The organism is Neisseria sp. P0013.S005, from assembly GCF_051958425.1.
GTDB lineage: Bacteria > Pseudomonadota > Gammaproteobacteria > Burkholderiales > Neisseriaceae > Neisseria > Neisseria subflava.
Genome location: NZ_JBQCVL010000001.1, coordinates 236591 through 253800, shown reverse-complemented (window position 1 = coordinate 253800; position 17210 = coordinate 236591). Strand labels below are relative to the sequence as shown.

Sequence of the window (17210 nt, the reverse complement as noted above, 5' to 3'; positions counted from 1 at the left end):
GGGGAGGAGAAATAAGGTTATCCACCTATTTTTTCTTGGATCCACTGAAAAATATGATAAAGTATTGATACAATACCGCACATAGTCTACATTGTTCTAATGAGTAACAAAAATTATGCATCAATATTTTGATTTAGATGATAGTCGTTTTGAAAATCTTGTGGTGGCCATTTGTAAACAAATTCTTGGTGAAGGAACACAAGGATTTTCCGTAGGGGCTGATGGTGGTAAAGATGGGGAATTCTACGGTAAAGCAAATTCTTATCCTAGCGAGCGAGAGCCTTGGGAAGGGCACACCATCATTCAAGCAAAACACACTCAAGGTATTAATAAACATTTTACGGATCCTGACTTTTATAGTGAAAATAGTGGGAGTAATATTCTTGCAAAAGAAGTTATAAAAATCAAGAAAATGGTAGAATATAATAATATTGATCATTATATGCTTTTTTCCAACCGTAGTTTAACAGGTGGGGCTAAGCCCCAAATTATAGAATATATAGCTAAAAATACGGAATTGAATAGTTATGATATCGGGATATTTGGTATTGATGATTTAAATTACTATTTAGATCGCTACCCACATATCGCTAATATGAGAAGCATTAATTTAGAGCCACTGAATATTGCCCCCACAATAAATCTTAACGAACTTTCTGAATTGATTGGTCAATTCTCTAAAGTGTTTAAAGATGAAAATGTACAAAAAGAATTACTACCAACAATTAGAACAAGTTATAAAGAAAAAAATAAATTAAACAACTTAAGAGATGAGACTGCAAAAGAATTAGAAAAGTTGTACATGAAACATATCTTTCAGATTGACCAGTTCTTAAAAGATCCACAGAATTATCATATATTAACATCTTATCAAGAATCGATTGAAGAATTTCAGTTGCAGTATATTATTCCCAAGCAAAGAGAATTAAACTATTTTGACGATATATACAATGAGTTAGTATCCTACCTAACAAACAGAGATTATGTATTATATAAATATAGGAGACTTACTAGAATGATGGTTTTTTATATGTATTGGAACTGTGATATAGGAAAATCAAATGATGATTCGTCCGAGTAAACATAATGACCCTGATAAAACCTTAGTTTATGCTACTTTTCTAATTCTTAAGAAACTTAAGAATCAAAAAATTATGCCTTATGAAGCATTATTAAGTTTTATTAAAAAAGAAATAGTTAGTGGGGAATATTTATTTTTACCAGCATTGAACTTTCTATTTTTACTTGGCTTGATTGATTATCAAGCAAAAACAGACATGATTGAATATATTGAGCAGAAATAATGAAAATTTCTAAACTATATAGTAACCTTGCACAAAAATTTAATGAGATTAAATTTAATGAAGGACTAAACTTCATTTATGGTGATGTAAAACACCCTAAAAATCACGATTTAGATTCCCATAATTTAGGGAAGACTACACTTGCTCGCCTTTTAGATTTTATGTTTTTAGCTAGGAAACATAAAGATCACTTTTTATTTAAAAACAAAGGGGTTTTTGAAGGTTTTATCTTTTTCCTAGAGCTTAAGTTAATTTCAGGGAAATATTTAACCATAAAAAGAGGAGTTAAGAATAATACAAAAATTAGTTTTTTACTACATGACGAACCAAATCAAGATTTTAGTTCTTTACCTGAAGAAAAATGGGATTACTACGAATTATCTTTTGATAAAGCAAAAGATTATTTAGATGGAAAATTAAATTTTAAAGCAATAAAAAGTTGGGATTATCGTAAGTTGATTGGCTATCTTATTCGTACTCAAGATGATTTTCATCAAATATTCCAACTTCAAAAATATCGTGGCGGCAAAGATGTTGATTGGAAGCCTTATATGGCTGATCTATTAGGTTTTAATGGAGAGCTTGCAAAGCAACGTTACCAACTTGATAAACAAGTGTCTGATTTAGAAAATAAAATTAAGGAACAAAAAATAGATGAAAAATCTGCACTTGAAGCTTTAAGTAAAACAGATGGTCGTTTATTACTTAGAAATAATGAGCTTGTTCAATTAACTAGTCTTGTTGAAAAATTTAATTTTCGTGAAATTGATGATAAATCTATCGAAAGGTTAGTTTCTGAACTTGATAATAAAATAGTGTCTTTAAATATGAAAGAATATTCTACAAAAAATAACATTTATCATCTAGAGAAATCATTTTCTAATAGTAAAATAAAATTTAATTCTGATGATGTAGAAAATTTATTTAACGAAGTTAAGATACTGTTTCCTAAACAAGTTAAGAGAGATTTTGAACAATTAATTGACTTTAATAATGCAATCACAAAAGAGAGAAACTCTTATCTAAAACAAGAGCTACAGGCAAATCAATCTGAACTCATAAAAATTCAGGAAGAATTGACTAAACTAAATGATGAGAGAGCAAAGCAACTCGAATTTTTGCAAGAAAACGAATTAATGGATAAGTTTAGAGAATCTAATCGTCAAATTTCTATTGTTCAGGCTGAAATAATTGATTTGGAAAAACAAAAAGAGAATATTAAAAAAGTATTAGAGTTGCAAAAACAAAAAAGAGACTTACAGCTTTCCTTGAATGATATTCAAAATAGAATGGTATTAAATGTTTCTCAAGTTAATAATAGTACTGAAAGCATATTTTCAAAGATTCGAATTTATTTTAATGAGATAATTAACGCTGTCTTAAAAAAAGATGGTGAGCTATTCGTTTCATTAAATGATAATAGTAATTTTGAGTTTAAAGCGGAATATCAAGAATCTGGGAAAAATACTAATGAAAGTCAAGGTAATACATATAGAAAATTTCTATGTATTGCTTTTGATTTGGCAGTTGTTAGAGCTTATCTTGATAAGTAATTTCCTAAATTTATTTATATTGATGGCGTTTTTGATGGTTTGGATGATCGTAAAAAAGAGTTGCTCCTAAAAGTATTGAGAGAATATAGTAATTTAGGAATTCAAATTATTGCGACAACAATTAATTCAGAAACACAAGGCATGGAAACATCAATTATGGAAAATGAAATTGTTCTAACACTACATGATGATGGGCAAGACGGTAGACTATTTAAAATGCCTATTTGGTAACTTCAATTTGTAAAAATGTCGTTTGAAATGGATCTTTCAGACGACATTTTTCTATTTATTTCAGCAGTTAAATTTTTTAGTTTTTGCAAAATAGCTGGAAAAATGACCGTTTGTACGTCATCTGTAAAGCAAAGAAAATAGTACGATAGGGTAGGTCTTACCAAATTCATCAAGGAACCATATGAAAAATCGCTTTGAAAGCCTAAAAATTTTCTGTTCACTGGCGGAAACCTTACAATTTAAAGAAACCGCCAATCGCTTAGCTGTTTCGCCACCCGTTATTACACGAATCATTGCTGAATTGGAAGATTATTTAGGCGAGCCGCTTTTTCAACGTAATACTAGACAGGTTAGGCTGACCGATTTTGGTGAGCAATTTTTACCTGAGGCGCAAGCTTTATTGGCACAAAGCGAACGCTTATTTATATCCAGAAAACAACGTCAAGAAAATGACATGACAGGTTTGGTACGCATTACCGTGCCGAGCTGGCGAATTAATGATAGTGTTCTGTCGCAATTACTGACCGCACTTGTACCTTATCCTGATCTGATTATTGATTGGCGTGACGATATGAGCAAACTTGATGCCATAACGCACCGTGTTGATATCGGGCTGCGCATTGGTTTAAAACTAGATGAAAATTTTATTGTTAAAAAAATTACGGACATTGGCGATATATTAGTTGCCTCACCGGAGCTCATAGCACAACTAGGCAAACCTACTTCATTAGATGATTTGGCAGAACACTATCCTTTTGCCGGACAAATTAACCTTAACACAGGGCGAGCATGGCATTTCCCGATTAACAGTGAGCAAGTCTTGAACCCCCGCCGTATTAATTTTTTAAGTACAGATTTATACAGCTATTTGCAGGCTGTATTGCAAGGAAAATCAGCAGGAATGTTGAGTGATTTCTTGTGTGAGCCTTATCTAAAATCAGGACAGCTTGTTCGTTTATTTCCTGAAGTGGAGATTCAAAAATGGCAACTGTTTTTATACCGCCCATACGAAACTGTTACACCACCAAGGGTCTTAAAAGTCTTTGAAATACTTGAAGGAATTTTGAAAAAGGAATTCGAGAGATAGCCAAGCGTGAGAATTTTGCAAAGCTCTTGGGTTTATCAGAATGAATAAAATAGGAGGAGGATTTTCTTTCAGACGGCCATGTTAAAATATCGCCATTATTAAAAAGGATTGAATTATGGAAGCAACCGTCTATCTTGAAGACAACGAATACATCGCTTTATGCGACCTGTTAAAACTGGCCGGCCTTGCCGAAAGCGGCGGACAGGCAAAAGCGTTTATCGCCGAAGGGCTGGTGTTGCGCAACGGCGAAATCGAAACCCGTAAAACCGCCAAAATACGCGGCGGCGAAGTGATTGAATTTGACGGCGCACGCTTGGAAATTGCTGATGGATACGACCCTGAAGAATAAAGCCGAAGCCATCTTGGGCGAGCCGCTTTTAGACGAACCTATCCGCCCCGAGTCGTGGGAATGTTGCGGCAGCGAGTGCGGCGATGCCTGTATCCAGACAATGTATTGGGCGGAAAAAGCCCGATATGACGCGCAACAGCGGAAATTGAAAGAAGCGGGTTGGACTGATGGCGAAGATGAGGCAAAGGCCGTCTGAAAACGATTGGCTTCAAACAATGCTGCATTAAAGCTAATGCCGTCTGAAAGTTTCAGACGGCATTGGCTTTTTTAAAGTTTAAATTAAGATTTTGTTACCTCGGAAGCGGTTGCATTTTCAGGTGTGTCAGGTGCAGCATCTGCAGGAGCCTGATAATCTGTATTTTGCGATGAAGGGGGCTCGGCATTGTCATAGTTATCATGTTTATGATGCTTATCATGTTTACCAAAGTGTCGTTTGTCTTGATCGTCATCTTGTGCTACTGCCAATACTTTGCCGTTTTGAGCATCAACCAAAGCTTCGTATTCAACGCCGTCTTTCAAGATTTCTACTTTGTAACGGCCGCCCAAATGTTGTTTGTATTTGTAATCGACATCTTTAACGACGCCGCCCACTTCTGCTACCGCTGCTGCGGCTGCTTGCTGGCCGGAAACCTTTGCAAACATACCTTCTTTGAAAGCCATGGTACCTGCCGCACCGGCAACGCCCAAACTTGAAGCAATAATACCGGCAATGATGAGTTTTTTTGAAATAAAAGCGTTAATGCGTTTCATGATTTTCTTTCCTACTGTGTTGTTGAACGATGAATGCATTCTATGCCTCAACAATTAGCTGAATATGAGCAAAACGCTAAGATGTGTAATGGGTTGCAATACTAAAATTAACATTTTAATAATAATGAGGAACGAAGCCGCGTCTTTCAGACGGCCTTGCTGATATGTTGTGATGGCATATTTGGCGCAGATTGTGGTTTGCGTGTGAAAACAAAAAGCGTGATGAAAAAAGGCATGTGTGATACATGCCCTGAATTAAATGGTAAATGCGATGGTGAGAAACCAAATGACGGAATAAGATTTGCGGTTGGTCAACTTATCTTATTCCGTCTTGTTTTACAATCACTCAGGCGATGTTTCGCCTGCAAGATTTTCGATTTCTTCGCGATGCGCGTCAAACCATGAGCCGACCACTTGATTAACTTCGTCCATACCTTGCTTTTTCAGGCTGGAGAACAGTTGAACGCTGATTTTTTGGCGTTCGGTGTAGGGTTTCAGTGATTTTTTTACCGCCGCCAAAGTTTTAATCTGGTCGTTTTTAGACAGTTTATCTGCTTTTGACAGCAGGATATGCACAGGGCGGCCGGTGATGTGGAAAAAGTCCAGCATTTGAATGTCTAAAGCTTTGAGCGGATGGCGCGAGTCCATAATCAAAATCAGGCCGATCAGTTGGCGGCGTTGTTGCAGGTAGTCGCCCAAGAGTTTGACCCAGTGCGCACGGATGGCCTCCGGTACTTGCGCGTAGCCGTAGCCGGGCAAGTCGACCATGAAATTGCCGTTTTCCAGTTCAAAGAAATTGATGTGTTGGGTGCGGCCCGGTGTTTTGGAAACGTAGGCAAGGCGCACATGATTGGTTAAGGTATTGATGGCGCTGGATTTGCCGGCATTGCTTCGGCCGACAAAGGCAATCTCGGCCGGCGTGTCGGGCAGGTCTTTCAGATGGTTGACCGTTGTAAAGAATTTGGCGTTTTGAAAAAGGTTCATCAGTATTTCCTTGCGTGGAAACAAAACTGCAACATCATAATTTGTATCGGGCATTTATGTTGCAGCAGTTTGGTAATTTGAGTAGTAATTTAATGTAAACTTGGTATAGAATAGCACGTTTATAGAATTATCGGTTTTAATCGGGAAAATTCCCCGGTATTTGAGTATAAAAAAGGCATTGACGCGGTACGCAATGCTGTAATCAGGAGCACTCCATGAAACGATTGACTTTATTGGCCTTGGTATTGGCTGCCGGTGCGGTTTCCGCTGCCCCTAAAGCAGATGCTGAAAAAGGCAAACAGGTAGCGACTACTATCTGTGCGGCGTGTCACGCAGCCGATGGTAACAGCGGTATCGCAACTTATCCTAAACTGGCAGGTCAGGCTGCGGCCTACACCTACGGCCAAACCATGGCCATCAAAGACGGTACCCGTACCCACGGTGCTGCCGGCGTGATGAAACCGATGGTGATGAACTTGTCCGAACAAGACATCCGCGACGCTGCCGCCTACTACGCCAAACAACAAGGCAAACCGGGCGAAGCCAATCCTAAAGAAAACCCAGAGCTGGGCGCAAAAATCTATCGCGGCGGTCTGAGCGCTAAAAAACTGCCGGCATGTATGTCTTGCCACGGTCCTAGCGGCGCAGGTATCCCTGGCGGCGGTACTGAAATCCAAGCCTATCCTCGTCTGGGCGGCCAACACAAAGCTTACGTTGTCGAGCAAATGAAAGCTTACCAATCCGGCCAACGCAAAAACGCCATCATGGCCGATATTGCCAACCGTCTGAGCGAAGAAGAGTTGAACGCAGTAGCCAACTTCATCCAAGGTTTGCACTAATTTCGTTTTGAAACGAGCTTATTGATACAGGCCGTCTGAAAACCCTTCAGACGGCCTTAGCCAATATATGCCGATAAGCCTGATTGGTTTTTTCAAATAGCGACAGTAAGATTTTGACTACAATATACAGTATTCTTCCTTTCGCATCATAACGTCTATCGCAGCCCGATTGATTGGGTTGTTCAAAGCCGACAGTTGAAACATGAGTAAATCTTCATCATCCGTCCCACTTATCCGCAGACCATGGTTTGCCTTTTTCAGCTCTATGCGTTTTGCCGTCGCCTTGCTCAGCCTATTGGGCGTGGCTTCGATTATCGGTACGGTCTTGCAGCAAAACCAGCCACAAGTTGATTATTTGGTGAAATTCGGCCCGTTTTGGTCGCAGATTTTCGGTTTTTTGGGCCTGTACGACGTGTACGCCTCGGCGTGGTTCGTTGTCATCATGATGTTTTTGGTGATTTCCACCGGATTGTGCCTGATTCGCAATGTTCCGCCGTTTTTGCGCGAGATTCGTTCGTTCCGTGAAAACGCGAAGGAAAAATCGCTGGCGGCAATGCGCTATTCCACCGTTTTAGACGGACAGGTGACGCCCGAAGTCGCACAACGATATTTGGAAGTGCAGGGCTACGGTTGTAAAACCGTTACGCGTGAAGACGGCTCGGTTTTGGTGGCGGCGAAAAAAGGCGTGATGAACAAATGGGGCTATATCTTTGCCCATGCCGCGCTGATTGTGATTTGTTTGGGCGGTTTGATAGACAGCAATATCCTGCTGAAAATCGGTATGCTCACCGGCCAAGTCGTGCCGGACAATACTGCGGTTTACGCCAAAGACTTTAAGCCAGAAAGCGTGTTGGGTGAATCCAACCTGTCGTTTAGGGGCAATGTCAATATTTCGGAAGGTCAGAGTGCGGACGTGGTATTTCTGAATGCGGATAACGGCATGCTCGTGCAAGACTTGCCGTTTTCGGTCAAATTAAAGAAATTTCATATTGATTTTTACGATACCGGTATGCCGCGCGATTTCGCCAGCGACTTGGAAGTCACGGACAAGGCAACCGGCAAAGTCAGCGAACACACTATCCGCGTCAATCATCCTTTGACGCTGCACGGTATCACGGTTTATCAGGCAAGTTTTGCCGACGGCGGCTCTGACTTGACGTTTAAAGCGTGGAATCTGGCTGATACCGACCGTACGCCGGTCAAACTCAAAGCAACTTCCATGCGCGAGTTTCCGCTGGATTTGGGCAAAGCTTCTTATAAACTGGAATTCGACCAGTTTACTTCGATGAACGTCGAAGACATGAGTGAGCCGTCTGAAAAAGAGCAAAACCTGAAATCCGCCCTCAACGATGTTCGCTCCGTCCGTCAGGAAGGCAAAAAATACACCAATATCGGCCCGTCTATCGTTTACCGCATCCGCGACAAAGCAGGGCAGGCTGTCGAATATAAAAACTATATGTTGCCGGTAAAACAAGATGAAGACTATTTTTTCATTACCGGCACACGCAGCGGCTTGGCGCAGCAATACCGCTGGTTGCGCATTCCGATGGATAAAAACGGCCAAATCGACACCTTTATGGCTTTGCGCCAATATCTGAAAGACGATGCGGCACGCCGTAAAACCGTTGCCAATGCTGTTAAAGGTGCGCCTGCCGAAATCCGTGAGCAATTCATGGCGGCGGCGGAAAACACTTTGTCGATTTTTGCCAAAGGCGGCTATTTGGCTTTGGACGAATTTGTCACTACCAACATTCCGAAAGAGCAGCAGGAAAAAATGCAGGGCTATTTCTATGAGATGCTCTATGGCGTGATGAATGCCGCTTTGGAAGACACGATCAGCACATACAATCTGCCGGCTTGGCCGCAAGATGAAAAACGCAACCGCTTCCTGCTGCACGCAATGGATGCTTACACCGGTTTGACCGAATATCCCGCGCCGATGCTGCTGCAACTGGAAAGTTTTACCGAAGTACGCTCTTCCGGCCTGCAGATGACCCGTTCGCCGGGCGCATTCTTGGTGTATTTGGGTTCGGTATTGCTGGTGTTGGGTACGGTGTTTATGTTCTATATTCGTGAAAAACGTGCTTGGCTTCTGTTTTCAGACGGCCGTATCCGTTTTGCCATGTCTTCCAGCCGCAACGAACGCGACTTGCAGAAAGAATTTCCGCAACACACACGGCAATTGCAGCAGCTTGCCAAGGATTTGAACCATGAATAACAAACATCAGGCCTTGCCCGAGCATGAGCTTCTGACACACAAATCATTTATCCGAAACCTTAACCTTTTCGACTGGGCGTTCGCGCTGCTGATTGCAATCGGTGCGTTTATTGCCCAAACCCAGGCCGGTCTGCATATGGACATCTACGAAATGGCGATTTTGTGGGTGAGTGCCGGTATTGCCGTTTTTCTGGGTTGGTTTTTCAAACCGATGCGCTGGTTTATCCCTTTGGGCGTGTGCTTGGCGTATTTGGCCGTTGATTTGTATGGTGGCGACATCAAACACGCAGACGGCTTCCTGCTCAAATACCTGTTAAGCAGCCAGTCGGCGATTATGTGGCAATGCGCGTTTGTGTTCTTCGCCTTGTTTGCCTATATCGTCGGCGCAATAGCGGCGGTGCGCAAAAATGTGCCGTCCAATACGCTTTTGGGCATGGGTACCGTGTTTGCGTGGGTTTCCGCGGTGGCGGGCTTTGTCGGCTTGCTGGTGCGCTGGCATGAAAGCTATCTGCTGCGTCCCGATGCCGGCCATATTCCGGTTTCCAACCTTTACGAAGTATTCATCTTGTTCTTGGTCATTACGGCGCTGATGTACCTCTATTACGAAGGCCGTTTTGCCGTACAAAAACTAGGCGGCTTCGTCTTCAGCTTTATGGCGATTGTGGTCGGATTTGTCTTGTGGTACAGCGTTTCACGCGAAGCGCATGCCATTCAGCCGCTGATTCCTGCGTTGCAGTCTTGGTGGATGAAAATCCACGTTCCGGCCAACTTTATCGGCTACGGCGCATTCTGTATCGCCGCCATGCTGGGTATTGCCGAACTGTTGGCACTCAGAAAAGAAGATGCAGGCAAAAAATCATGGCTGCCGCAATCTCAAGTCATTGAAGAAGTCATGTACAAAGCGATTGCTGTCGGTTTCCTGTTCTTCACCATCGCCACCATTCTCGGCGCATTGTGGGCGGCTGACGCGTGGGGCCGCTATTGGAGCTGGGACCCGAAAGAAACTTGGGCATTCATCGTTTGGCTGAATTACGCTGTCTGGTTGCATTTGCGGTTGGTGGCAGGCTGGCGCGGCAGGGTGTTGGCTTGGTGGGCAGTCATCGGCTTAATCATTACCGCCTTTGCCTTTATCGGCGTGAATATGTTCTTGAGCGGCCTGCATTCTTACGGCACTTTGTAAGCAGCCTATCCCGCACTTTATTTCAGACGGCCTTTTTCCGTTTTCGGAGAAAACGCCGTCTGAATCGTTTTTAATCATTTTTTCAGACGGCCTCAAACCATGTTGGTATTAGGAATTGAATCATCTTGCGACGAAACCGGCGTTGCGCTCTACGATACCGAGCGCGGCCTGTTGGCGCATCATTTGCACACACAAATGGCGATGCACGCCGAATACGGCGGCGTTGTCCCCGAATTGGCCAGCCGCGACCATATCCGCCGTGTCGTGCCGTTGACGCAAGGTTGCTTGAAAGAAGCAGGCGTAGGCTATGCCGATATCGACGCGGTTGCTTTTACGCAAGGCCCGGGCTTGGGCGGCGCATTGCTGGCCGGTTCAGGCTTTGCCAATGCATTGGCGTTTGCCATCGGCAAGCCCGTTATCCCCGTCCACCATCTTGAAGGCCATTTGCTCTCGCCTTTGTTGGCAGACGATAAGCCTGAATTTCCATTTGTTGCTTTGCTGGTGTCGGGAGGACATACGCAATTTATGGCTGTACGCGGTATCGGCGATTACACCTTGCTGGGTGAGAGCGTGGATGATGCGGCAGGCGAGGCGTTTGATAAAACGGCCAAGCTTTTAGGTTTGCCTTATCCCGGCGGTGCCAAATTGTCCGAGCTGGCCAAACTCGGCACACCTGATACTTTCACGTTCCCACGCCCCATGCTCCATTCGCACGATTTGCAGATGAGCTTTTCCGGTTTGAAAACCGCCGTTTTAACCGCTGTCGAAAAAGTCCGTGCCGAAACCGGTAGCGATGAAATTCCCGAACAAACACGCAACGACATTTGCCGCGCTTTCCAAGATGCGGTGGTTGACGTATTGGCGGCCAAAGCCAAAAAAGCGTTGTTGGATACCGGCTTCAGAACTTTGGTGGTTGCCGGTGGTGTGGGTGCAAACTGGAAACTGCGTGATGAATTTTCGCGCTTAACTGTCAAAGTGCCGTCTGAAAAAGGCAAACCCAAGCCGCAGGAAGAAAAAATCAACATCTATTTCCCGCCGATGGCATATTGCACAGACAACGGCGCAATGATTGCCTTTGCCGGTGCGATGCGTCTTGCCGAGCGTCAGGCTGTTGGTGCATTCAATGTCAAGCCGCGCTGGCCGCTGTCGGATATTGTGAAACAGGGCTGATGTATTAGACTGCTTCGATGCAATGAAAGGCCGTCTGAAATGACGAATTTATCTAAAGGTTTGCTGGCGGCCATAACGTCCAATGCATTGTTTGCTATGCTGTTTCTGTACGGCGTATGGATGCAGCCGATGAGCGGCACAGAAATTTTTGCGTGGCGTATGGTGGCGATGCTGTCGGCTTTATGCGTGCTGATGACAATGGTCAACGGTTGGCAGGCTGCGGCGCGGTTTGCGAACAATATCGGCCGTGATTGGAAGCGGTGGCTGTTGATTGTATTGCCGACGCCGATATTTGCCAGTCAGTTGTGGCTGTTTGTCTGGGGGCCGGTCAACGGGGAAGGGGTAAACATCGCCATGGGTTATTTCCTGTTTCCTTTGGCGATGATGCTGGGTGGACGGATTTGGTTTAAAGAGCGTTTAAACCGGTTGCAGAGGGTTGCCGTTGCGTTGGCCTGTGCAGGCGTGGCATGTGAATTGGTACGGTCGGGTGCGTTTTCGTGGACGACTGTATGGGTGTTCGGTACTTATCCGTTTTATTATCTACTGCGCCGAAAACTGGGCGTGTCTTCTTTAATCGGTCTGGCCTTTGATTTAATGATGATTACGCCGTTTGCGTTGGCGTATATTTTGCTGGCAACGGATACGCCGGCGATGATAGCGGCCAAACCGACATTAATCTTTTTTATTGTGTTGCTGGGCTTTAATAGCGCAATATCCATGCATTTGAATTTGAAGGCAAATCAGTTGCTGCCGGTTGCAGTGTTCGGTATGTTGAGCTATTTGGAACCTGTGTTGCTCTTTATCGTGTCGATTGTGTGGCTGGGCGAGCCGGTACAAAAAGGTGCATTGATCGGCTATGGCCTGATTTGGTCGGGATTGTGCGTGATGATAGCCAATGGCTTGTTGGGAATGAAGAAAGAAAAGAAATTGGCTAAAGCTTGATGATAGATTAAGGCCGTCTGAAAACTGAGTTGAACAATATTTTCAGACGGCCTTTGATATTGAAAGGGACGTATCGGATGCGTCCCTTTTGTTTTACCAGCTTTGGGCAATACGGTCGGCTTCTTGCAGGCGTTTGACTGTGCCGACGTCCAACCAAAGGCCGTTGTGGTGTTCACCGCTGATTTGGTTTTGGCTCATGGCTTGACGCAACAGAGGGGCAAGTTTGGCAGCCTGGTGCGCCGGGGTATCTTTGAAAAGCATGGGGTGATAAACGCCCACGCCGCTGAAAGTCAGGGCTTGGCCGTCTGCAGATGAGGCGGAAACCAGGCTGTCTGAAAGCAGGCCGAAGTCGCCTTCGGGATGATGGGGCGGATTGTCCACCAGCCACAAATGGGCGAGAAGGTTGTGTTCCTGCATACGCTTGGCAGCCAGTTGTGCAGCTTGGAAATCAATGTCGGTCAATACGTCGCCATTGACGACCAAAAACGGCTCGTCGCCCAAAAGAGGCAGGGCGGTGGCAATGCCGCCAGCGGTTTCCAGACCTCCGGCGCGTTCGGGAGAATAGGCAATGCGCACGCCGTAGTCTGAACCGTCTTTCAAGGTATCTTCGATTTGCTGGCCAAGCCAGGCATGGTTGATGACGATTTCAGTGAATCCGGCCTGTTGCAGGCGGCGCAAGTGCCAACCGATAAGCGGCGTGCCAGCTACTTCGAGTAAGGGTTTGGGCGTGTGGTCGGTCAGAGGGCGCATGCGTTCGCCGCGACCGGCGGCCAGGATCATTGCTTTCATGGGTGTGCCTATAATGTGTGAAACAGAAAAGGTCTCAGGCCGTCTGAAAAATGAAACCGATGTTTCAGACGGCTGAGACCTTTATTTATGCCAAATATTTGAATTGCCTACGGAAATACAGCAATGCCGGTGCTTGCGTGTCGGTATTGCGGATTTCATTGAGCTGAACGAAAAAGACGTAATGCGTGCCGATTTCGCGTTGATCAACAATGCTGCCGTGCAGGTGCGCCAGCGCGCCTTCGACTTCGAGCTGCCCGGTTTGCCCTCTATGCCAAATATGGTATTCGAAGCGTTCTTCGGGTGAGAGGTCGGTCAGTCCCGCAAAGTGTTCGGCGATATCCTGCTGGCTGTCGTTGAGCGTGTTGATGCACAAATCATGGTTGCCTTGCAGGATGGGAATGATGGCGGATTGGCGGTTGATGCACAGCATGACCGTCGGTGGCTCGTCGGTAACGGCAGTGACGGCAGTCATGGTAATGCCATAGCGTCCTGCTTCGCCGTCTGTCGTGATAACATGCACGCCGGTGGCACAGGAGGCCATGGCATCTCGAAATGATCTCTTGAGTGTGTGTGTTGAGTCTGTCATCCGGCTTTCTTTATTTTAATGCCTGTTCGATTTTTGCCAGCTCTGCCAAGAGTTCTTTGAGTTGTGCCATTTTTTCTTTGGATAGAACTTTTTCAATCGCATCGTAGCGTTCGTCAACCAATGCGCCGGTGGATTCATAGAGTTTCTCACCTTCGGGCGTCAGTTTCAGGTAAACACGGCGTTGGTCGTTGGAAGGCTTCAGGCGGACGGCCAAACCTGCTTTTTCCAAGCGGGTCAGAATGCCGGTAAGACTGGGGCGAAGGATGCAGGCCTGATTGGCCAAATCTTGAAAGTCGAGTGTGCCGTTTTCCGCTAAGAGCCGGATGATACGCCATTGCTGGTCGGTAATATTGGCTTGGTTCAGAATAGGGCGGAATTGGGTCATCAATGCTTCCCGCGCCTGAATCAGACCGATATTGATAGATGCATGTTTAGATTGGTTGGGCATTACTAAGTCTCCGGTGTTATCAAAAATCAAACCGTTGAAGCGTGAGGTAGATTGATAAAGGCGAATATTGCTGTTTAAGGCTGCCGTCGGCAGCCGGGTCATGGGAACAAAAGCATCACTGCCACAATATTAGATGAAGATCTCTAACAGTTTGTTTTGATAATAATGTTTCCAATTGTTCTTATGGTTATATCTTAGTCTATTTTCTTTATAATCTCAACAAAATCATATGTTATTGGGAAAGAGATAGTTTATTTATTTATGAAATGGAATTGGTTGTATATATTCAGTTGAAATTATTCTTTAGATTCTCTATTTTTAGTGGATTTTCAATGAATTTAGCTGAAGATATTTGCCAAGTAAACCCTGATTTTTAAGCCGATATAACTGGAAAGTCCGGATGTGTGATGAATCATTTTGCCATCTTTTAATATGATAATGGTCGGCGTGACGGCTATGTTCCATTTTTGAGCCATCAGGCCGTCTGAATCATTGAAATTTGGAAAGGATAGATTGTTTTGTTGCATATGGTGGGCAATGTCTGCGTCGCTTCCGGAGCGCAAGGCTATGCCCAGTGTTGGGATATTGTCTTGGTGCAGCTTTTCTATGGTGGACGATGTGTATGAACAAATACGACACCAGCTGCCCCAAAAATAAACGATGGCAACCCGATTTTGGCTGAAGGATTGGAGAGAGGTGGTTTGCCCATCGGTTAAAGTGATGGTTTGTGCTGCTGATTGTAAGGGTTGGTCAGGCTTGCGCACCCAGTCGACAATCAGGGATAAGAAGATGAAGATAATCACAGCCTGAAGCAATGATTTGGCGTAGTGGATCAGGGTTTTCATCATATATTGCGGGATATTGGATTATTGTTTTATAAATGAAAAAAAGCCTTGCATAGCAAGGCTTTTTGATTCGATTCTGAAAACGTATTAACGTTTGGAGAATTGTTTTGCGCGACGTGCTTTGCGCAAACCAGGTTTTTTACGTTCAACTTCACGAGCATCGCGAGTAACAAAGCCTGCTTGAGACAGAGCTGGTTTCAGAGCCGCATCGAAGTCGATCAGGGCGCGGGTAATGCCGTGACGGATAGCGCCGGATTGACCGGTTTCGCCACCACCGGTTACGTTAACTTTGATGTCGAAAGATTCGGCATTTTCAGTCAGAACCAGAGGTTGACGTACAACCATGCGGCTGGTTTCACGTGAGAAGAATTCGTCAACGGGACGGCCGTTTACGATGATTTGGCCGGTACCTTTAGTCAAGAATACACGAGCCACTGAACTTTTGCGGCGGCCTGTGCCGTAGTAGTATTTACCGTTCATGTCGTGTCCTTATTATTTCAGTTCCAAAACTTTAGGTTGTTGTGCAGCGTGGCCGTGTTCGGCGCCGGCGTACACTTTCAGTTTTTTGATCATGGCGTAGCCCAGAGGACCTTTAGGCAACATGCCTTTTACGGCTTGTTCCAAAGCGCGGCCTGGGAATTGCTCTTGCATTTCGCGGAAAGTACGCTCGTAGATGCCGCCTGGGAAACCAGAGTGACGGAAGTATTTTTTGTCTTCGAATTTAGCACCGGTCACGCGCAGTTTGTCTGCGTTGATGACGATGATGTAATCGCCGGTATCAACGTGAGGGGTGTATTCGGGTTTGTGTTTGCCGCGCAGACGGTGTGCGACTTCGGCTGCGACACGACCCAGAACTTTGTCTTCTGCGTCAATGACGAACCATTCGCGCTTCACCTCGTGGGGTTTTGCAGAGAAGGTTTTCATGGTTGGAATCCAGATATATATAGAAAGTTATGGATTTTAAAGAGGAGATTGGCTTTTGTCAATCTTAATTGAGTGTGTTTGATGCATGAATATGCGGTTTTTTCAGACGGCCGGAAATCTTTACGAAAGTCTTAACTTGGAAAGGGGAAAGCCACACCTGTCGGTATGGCTTTTTTAGGGAATCCCCACGAGTGCCGTTTAGGCTGAATCCGCTTGAACCTTGCTGACAAGGCGGTTACCTCGGGTAGTTTCGGGTGCGTCCGACAAACGGACGCTCGCGCCCACTACAGCTCCCGGTAACCTAAAGCGAACGTATTGGTTCAAAGGAATGTATGCCTTTGCGAACACCGCAGGGAAAAGGGGAAAATCAGTTTTGCTCCAAGCGCGCCAATGCTTTTTGGCACGCGTTGTTCATGTCGGTTATTTTACGCTCAAATTCACCGATTGCCAAATCGTCGTTGAGGGTGGTTTTCAAGAGGTCGTGTACGACGTTGAGGGCTGCCATGACGACGATTTTGTCCGTGCCGACGATTCGGCCGCTTTCTTTAATCGCGTCGCTTTTTTTGTTGAGCATTTCAACGGCTTGCAGGAGGGTGGTTTTTTCTTCACTCGGCGTGTTGATGGTGAAGTTGACATTCATGATGTCGAGATTGACTTGTTCGATACTCACGGGGCATCCTTTTATTGTTGTGTTTCTTGGGGCAGTCGGGCAATGAGGCTGCGGATTTGGTCTGCACTTTGGGCCAGCGCGTTGCGGTAGTTTTCTTTTTCGGCAGTCAGGTTGTCAATTTTGCTTTGCAGGTCTTCTTTGAGTTTGCCGACTTGAACCAGCAAGGCTTCGCTGAGTTCGTCAATGGCCGCGTCGTGTTGGCGTTTTTGTTGCTCTTGCTCGAGTTTGAGTCTGTCGATTTCTTCGTTGAGACGGCGGTTTTCTGAAACCAGTGTTTCAAATTTTTGGACAAGTTGGTAAACGTTGATTTCCAGATTGTTCAGTGATTGCTTCATGTGTTT

At 44.8% G+C, this 17210-nt stretch carries 22 protein-coding genes and 1 other RNA gene; 12 read left to right on the top strand and 11 right to left on the bottom strand.

The window, feature by feature from the left end; genetic code table 11:
* Window positions 1-115 precede the first annotated feature (115 nt).
* The 7 genes from ACTHTA_RS01290 to ACTHTA_RS01260 all read left to right on the top strand — a co-directional run bounded on the left by ACTHTA_RS01290 (window position 116) and on the right by ACTHTA_RS01260 (window position 4720).
* Window positions 116-1081 (top strand): ABC-three component system protein, encoded by a 966-nt coding sequence (locus tag ACTHTA_RS01290; protein WP_308887087.1) that lies wholly within the window; start codon window positions 116-118, stop codon window positions 1079-1081.
* Window positions 1062-1304, top strand: a complete 243-nt coding sequence (locus tag ACTHTA_RS01285) for an ABC-three component system middle component 8 (RefSeq protein WP_308887088.1) — start codon at window positions 1062-1064, stop codon at window positions 1302-1304. Before ACTHTA_RS01290 ends, ACTHTA_RS01285 begins: the two co-directional genes overlap by 20 nt.
* The gene (locus ACTHTA_RS01280; RefSeq protein WP_440364157.1) at window positions 1304-2857 is read left to right on the top strand and encodes a hypothetical protein; all 1554 of its coding nucleotides are present in this window, start codon (window positions 1304-1306) and stop codon (window positions 2855-2857) included. Before ACTHTA_RS01285 ends, ACTHTA_RS01280 begins: the two co-directional genes overlap by 1 nt.
* Before the next feature lie 12 nt (window positions 2858-2869).
* The gene (locus tag ACTHTA_RS01275; protein WP_440364158.1) at window positions 2870-3088 is read left to right on the top strand and encodes a DUF2326 domain-containing protein; all 219 of its coding nucleotides are present in this window, start codon (window positions 2870-2872) and stop codon (window positions 3086-3088) included.
* 181 nt (window positions 3089-3269) lie between these two features.
* Window positions 3270-4175 (top strand): LysR family transcriptional regulator, encoded by a 906-nt coding sequence (locus ACTHTA_RS01270; RefSeq protein ID WP_308887090.1) that lies wholly within the window; start codon window positions 3270-3272, stop codon window positions 4173-4175.
* Between the two features lie 115 nt (window positions 4176-4290).
* On the top strand, window positions 4291-4524 hold the full coding sequence (locus ACTHTA_RS01265; protein ID WP_254347052.1) for an RNA-binding S4 domain-containing protein: 234 nt from the start codon (window positions 4291-4293) through the stop codon (window positions 4522-4524).
* Window positions 4502-4720, top strand: a complete 219-nt coding sequence (locus ACTHTA_RS01260) for a hypothetical protein (protein ID WP_070836763.1) — start codon at window positions 4502-4504, stop codon at window positions 4718-4720. The genes ACTHTA_RS01265 and ACTHTA_RS01260 overlap by 23 nt, the downstream gene beginning before the upstream one ends.
* An 83-nt stretch (window positions 4721-4803) precedes the next feature.
* On the opposite strand, the gene ACTHTA_RS01255 is transcribed toward ACTHTA_RS01260, so the two are convergent.
* Together ACTHTA_RS01255 and yihA are read right to left on the bottom strand one after the other, a co-directional pair.
* On the bottom strand, window positions 4804-5274 hold the full coding sequence (locus ACTHTA_RS01255) for a PepSY domain-containing protein (protein WP_308887091.1): 471 nt from the start codon (window positions 5272-5274) through the stop codon (window positions 4804-4806).
* 342 nt (window positions 5275-5616) lie between these two features.
* Window positions 5617-6258 carry a ribosome biogenesis GTP-binding protein YihA/YsxC gene (gene yihA, locus ACTHTA_RS01250; protein WP_049336942.1) on the bottom strand — a complete coding sequence of 214 codons (642 nt, stop codon included), beginning with the start codon at window positions 6256-6258 and terminating at the stop codon, window positions 5617-5619.
* Between the two features lie 215 nt (window positions 6259-6473).
* On the opposite strand from yihA, the gene ACTHTA_RS01245 reads away from it, so the two are divergent.
* From ACTHTA_RS01245 to rarD, 5 genes are all read left to right on the top strand, one after another.
* Window positions 6474-7097: a c-type cytochrome gene (locus ACTHTA_RS01245; protein WP_003684518.1), complete on the top strand. Its 624-nt coding sequence runs from the start codon at window positions 6474-6476 to the stop codon at window positions 7095-7097.
* A gap of 265 nt (window positions 7098-7362) precedes the next feature.
* Window positions 7363-9315: a cytochrome c biogenesis protein ResB gene (locus tag ACTHTA_RS01240; protein ID WP_308887139.1), complete on the top strand. Its 1953-nt coding sequence runs from the start codon at window positions 7363-7365 to the stop codon at window positions 9313-9315.
* Complete coding sequence (gene ccsB, locus ACTHTA_RS01235; protein ID WP_440364008.1) at window positions 9308-10495, top strand: c-type cytochrome biogenesis protein CcsB; 1188 nt, start codon at window positions 9308-9310, stop codon at window positions 10493-10495. The genes ACTHTA_RS01240 and ccsB overlap by 8 nt, the downstream gene beginning before the upstream one ends.
* A 99-nt stretch (window positions 10496-10594) precedes the next feature.
* The gene (tsaD, locus tag ACTHTA_RS01230; protein WP_308887093.1) at window positions 10595-11665 is read left to right on the top strand and encodes a tRNA (adenosine(37)-N6)-threonylcarbamoyltransferase complex transferase subunit TsaD; all 1071 of its coding nucleotides are present in this window, start codon (window positions 10595-10597) and stop codon (window positions 11663-11665) included.
* 39 nt (window positions 11666-11704) lie between these two features.
* Entirely contained in the window at window positions 11705-12607 is a 903-nt protein-coding gene (gene rarD, locus ACTHTA_RS01225) for an EamA family transporter RarD (RefSeq protein ID WP_308887094.1), read from the top strand.
* Window positions 12608-12700: 93 nt separating this feature from the next.
* Here the strand turns inward: rarD and murU are convergent, their stop codons facing one another.
* The 9 genes from murU to ACTHTA_RS01180 all read right to left on the bottom strand — a co-directional run bounded on the left by murU (window position 12701) and on the right by ACTHTA_RS01180 (window position 17204).
* On the bottom strand, window positions 12701-13396 hold the full coding sequence (gene murU / locus ACTHTA_RS01220) for an N-acetylmuramate alpha-1-phosphate uridylyltransferase MurU (protein WP_308887095.1): 696 nt from the start codon (window positions 13394-13396) through the stop codon (window positions 12701-12703).
* Between the two features lie 85 nt (window positions 13397-13481).
* Entirely contained in the window at window positions 13482-13982 is a 501-nt protein-coding gene (hpaC, locus tag ACTHTA_RS01215; RefSeq protein WP_308887097.1) for a 4-hydroxyphenylacetate 3-monooxygenase, reductase component, read from the bottom strand.
* A gap of 10 nt (window positions 13983-13992) precedes the next feature.
* A complete protein-coding gene (hpaR, locus tag ACTHTA_RS01210) occupies window positions 13993-14430 on the bottom strand; it encodes a homoprotocatechuate degradation operon regulator HpaR (protein WP_003681518.1) in 438 nt (145 codons plus the stop codon).
* A gap of 338 nt (window positions 14431-14768) precedes the next feature.
* Complete coding sequence (locus ACTHTA_RS01205) at window positions 14769-15278, bottom strand: protein disulfide oxidoreductase (protein WP_313971035.1); 510 nt, start codon at window positions 15276-15278, stop codon at window positions 14769-14771.
* An 84-nt stretch (window positions 15279-15362) separates the two neighbouring features.
* A complete protein-coding gene (rpsI, locus tag ACTHTA_RS01200; RefSeq protein WP_308887100.1) occupies window positions 15363-15755 on the bottom strand; it encodes a 30S ribosomal protein S9 in 393 nt (130 codons plus the stop codon).
* A gap of 12 nt (window positions 15756-15767) precedes the next feature.
* Window positions 15768-16199, bottom strand: a complete 432-nt coding sequence (rplM, locus tag ACTHTA_RS01195; RefSeq protein ID WP_003684605.1) for a 50S ribosomal protein L13 — start codon at window positions 16197-16199, stop codon at window positions 15768-15770.
* A gap of 178 nt (window positions 16200-16377) precedes the next feature.
* A non-coding RNA gene (ssrS, locus tag ACTHTA_RS01190) (6S RNA) lies at window positions 16378-16558 on the bottom strand.
* Between the two features lie 8 nt (window positions 16559-16566).
* Window positions 16567-16869, bottom strand: coding sequence for a cell division protein ZapA (locus ACTHTA_RS01185; RefSeq protein ID WP_070584685.1), 303 nt, complete (start codon window positions 16867-16869; stop codon window positions 16567-16569).
* A gap of 11 nt (window positions 16870-16880) precedes the next feature.
* Window positions 16881-17204 (bottom strand): hypothetical protein, encoded by a 324-nt coding sequence (locus ACTHTA_RS01180; protein WP_070631183.1) that lies wholly within the window; start codon window positions 17202-17204, stop codon window positions 16881-16883.
* Between the last annotated feature and the right edge of the window lie 6 nt (window positions 17205-17210).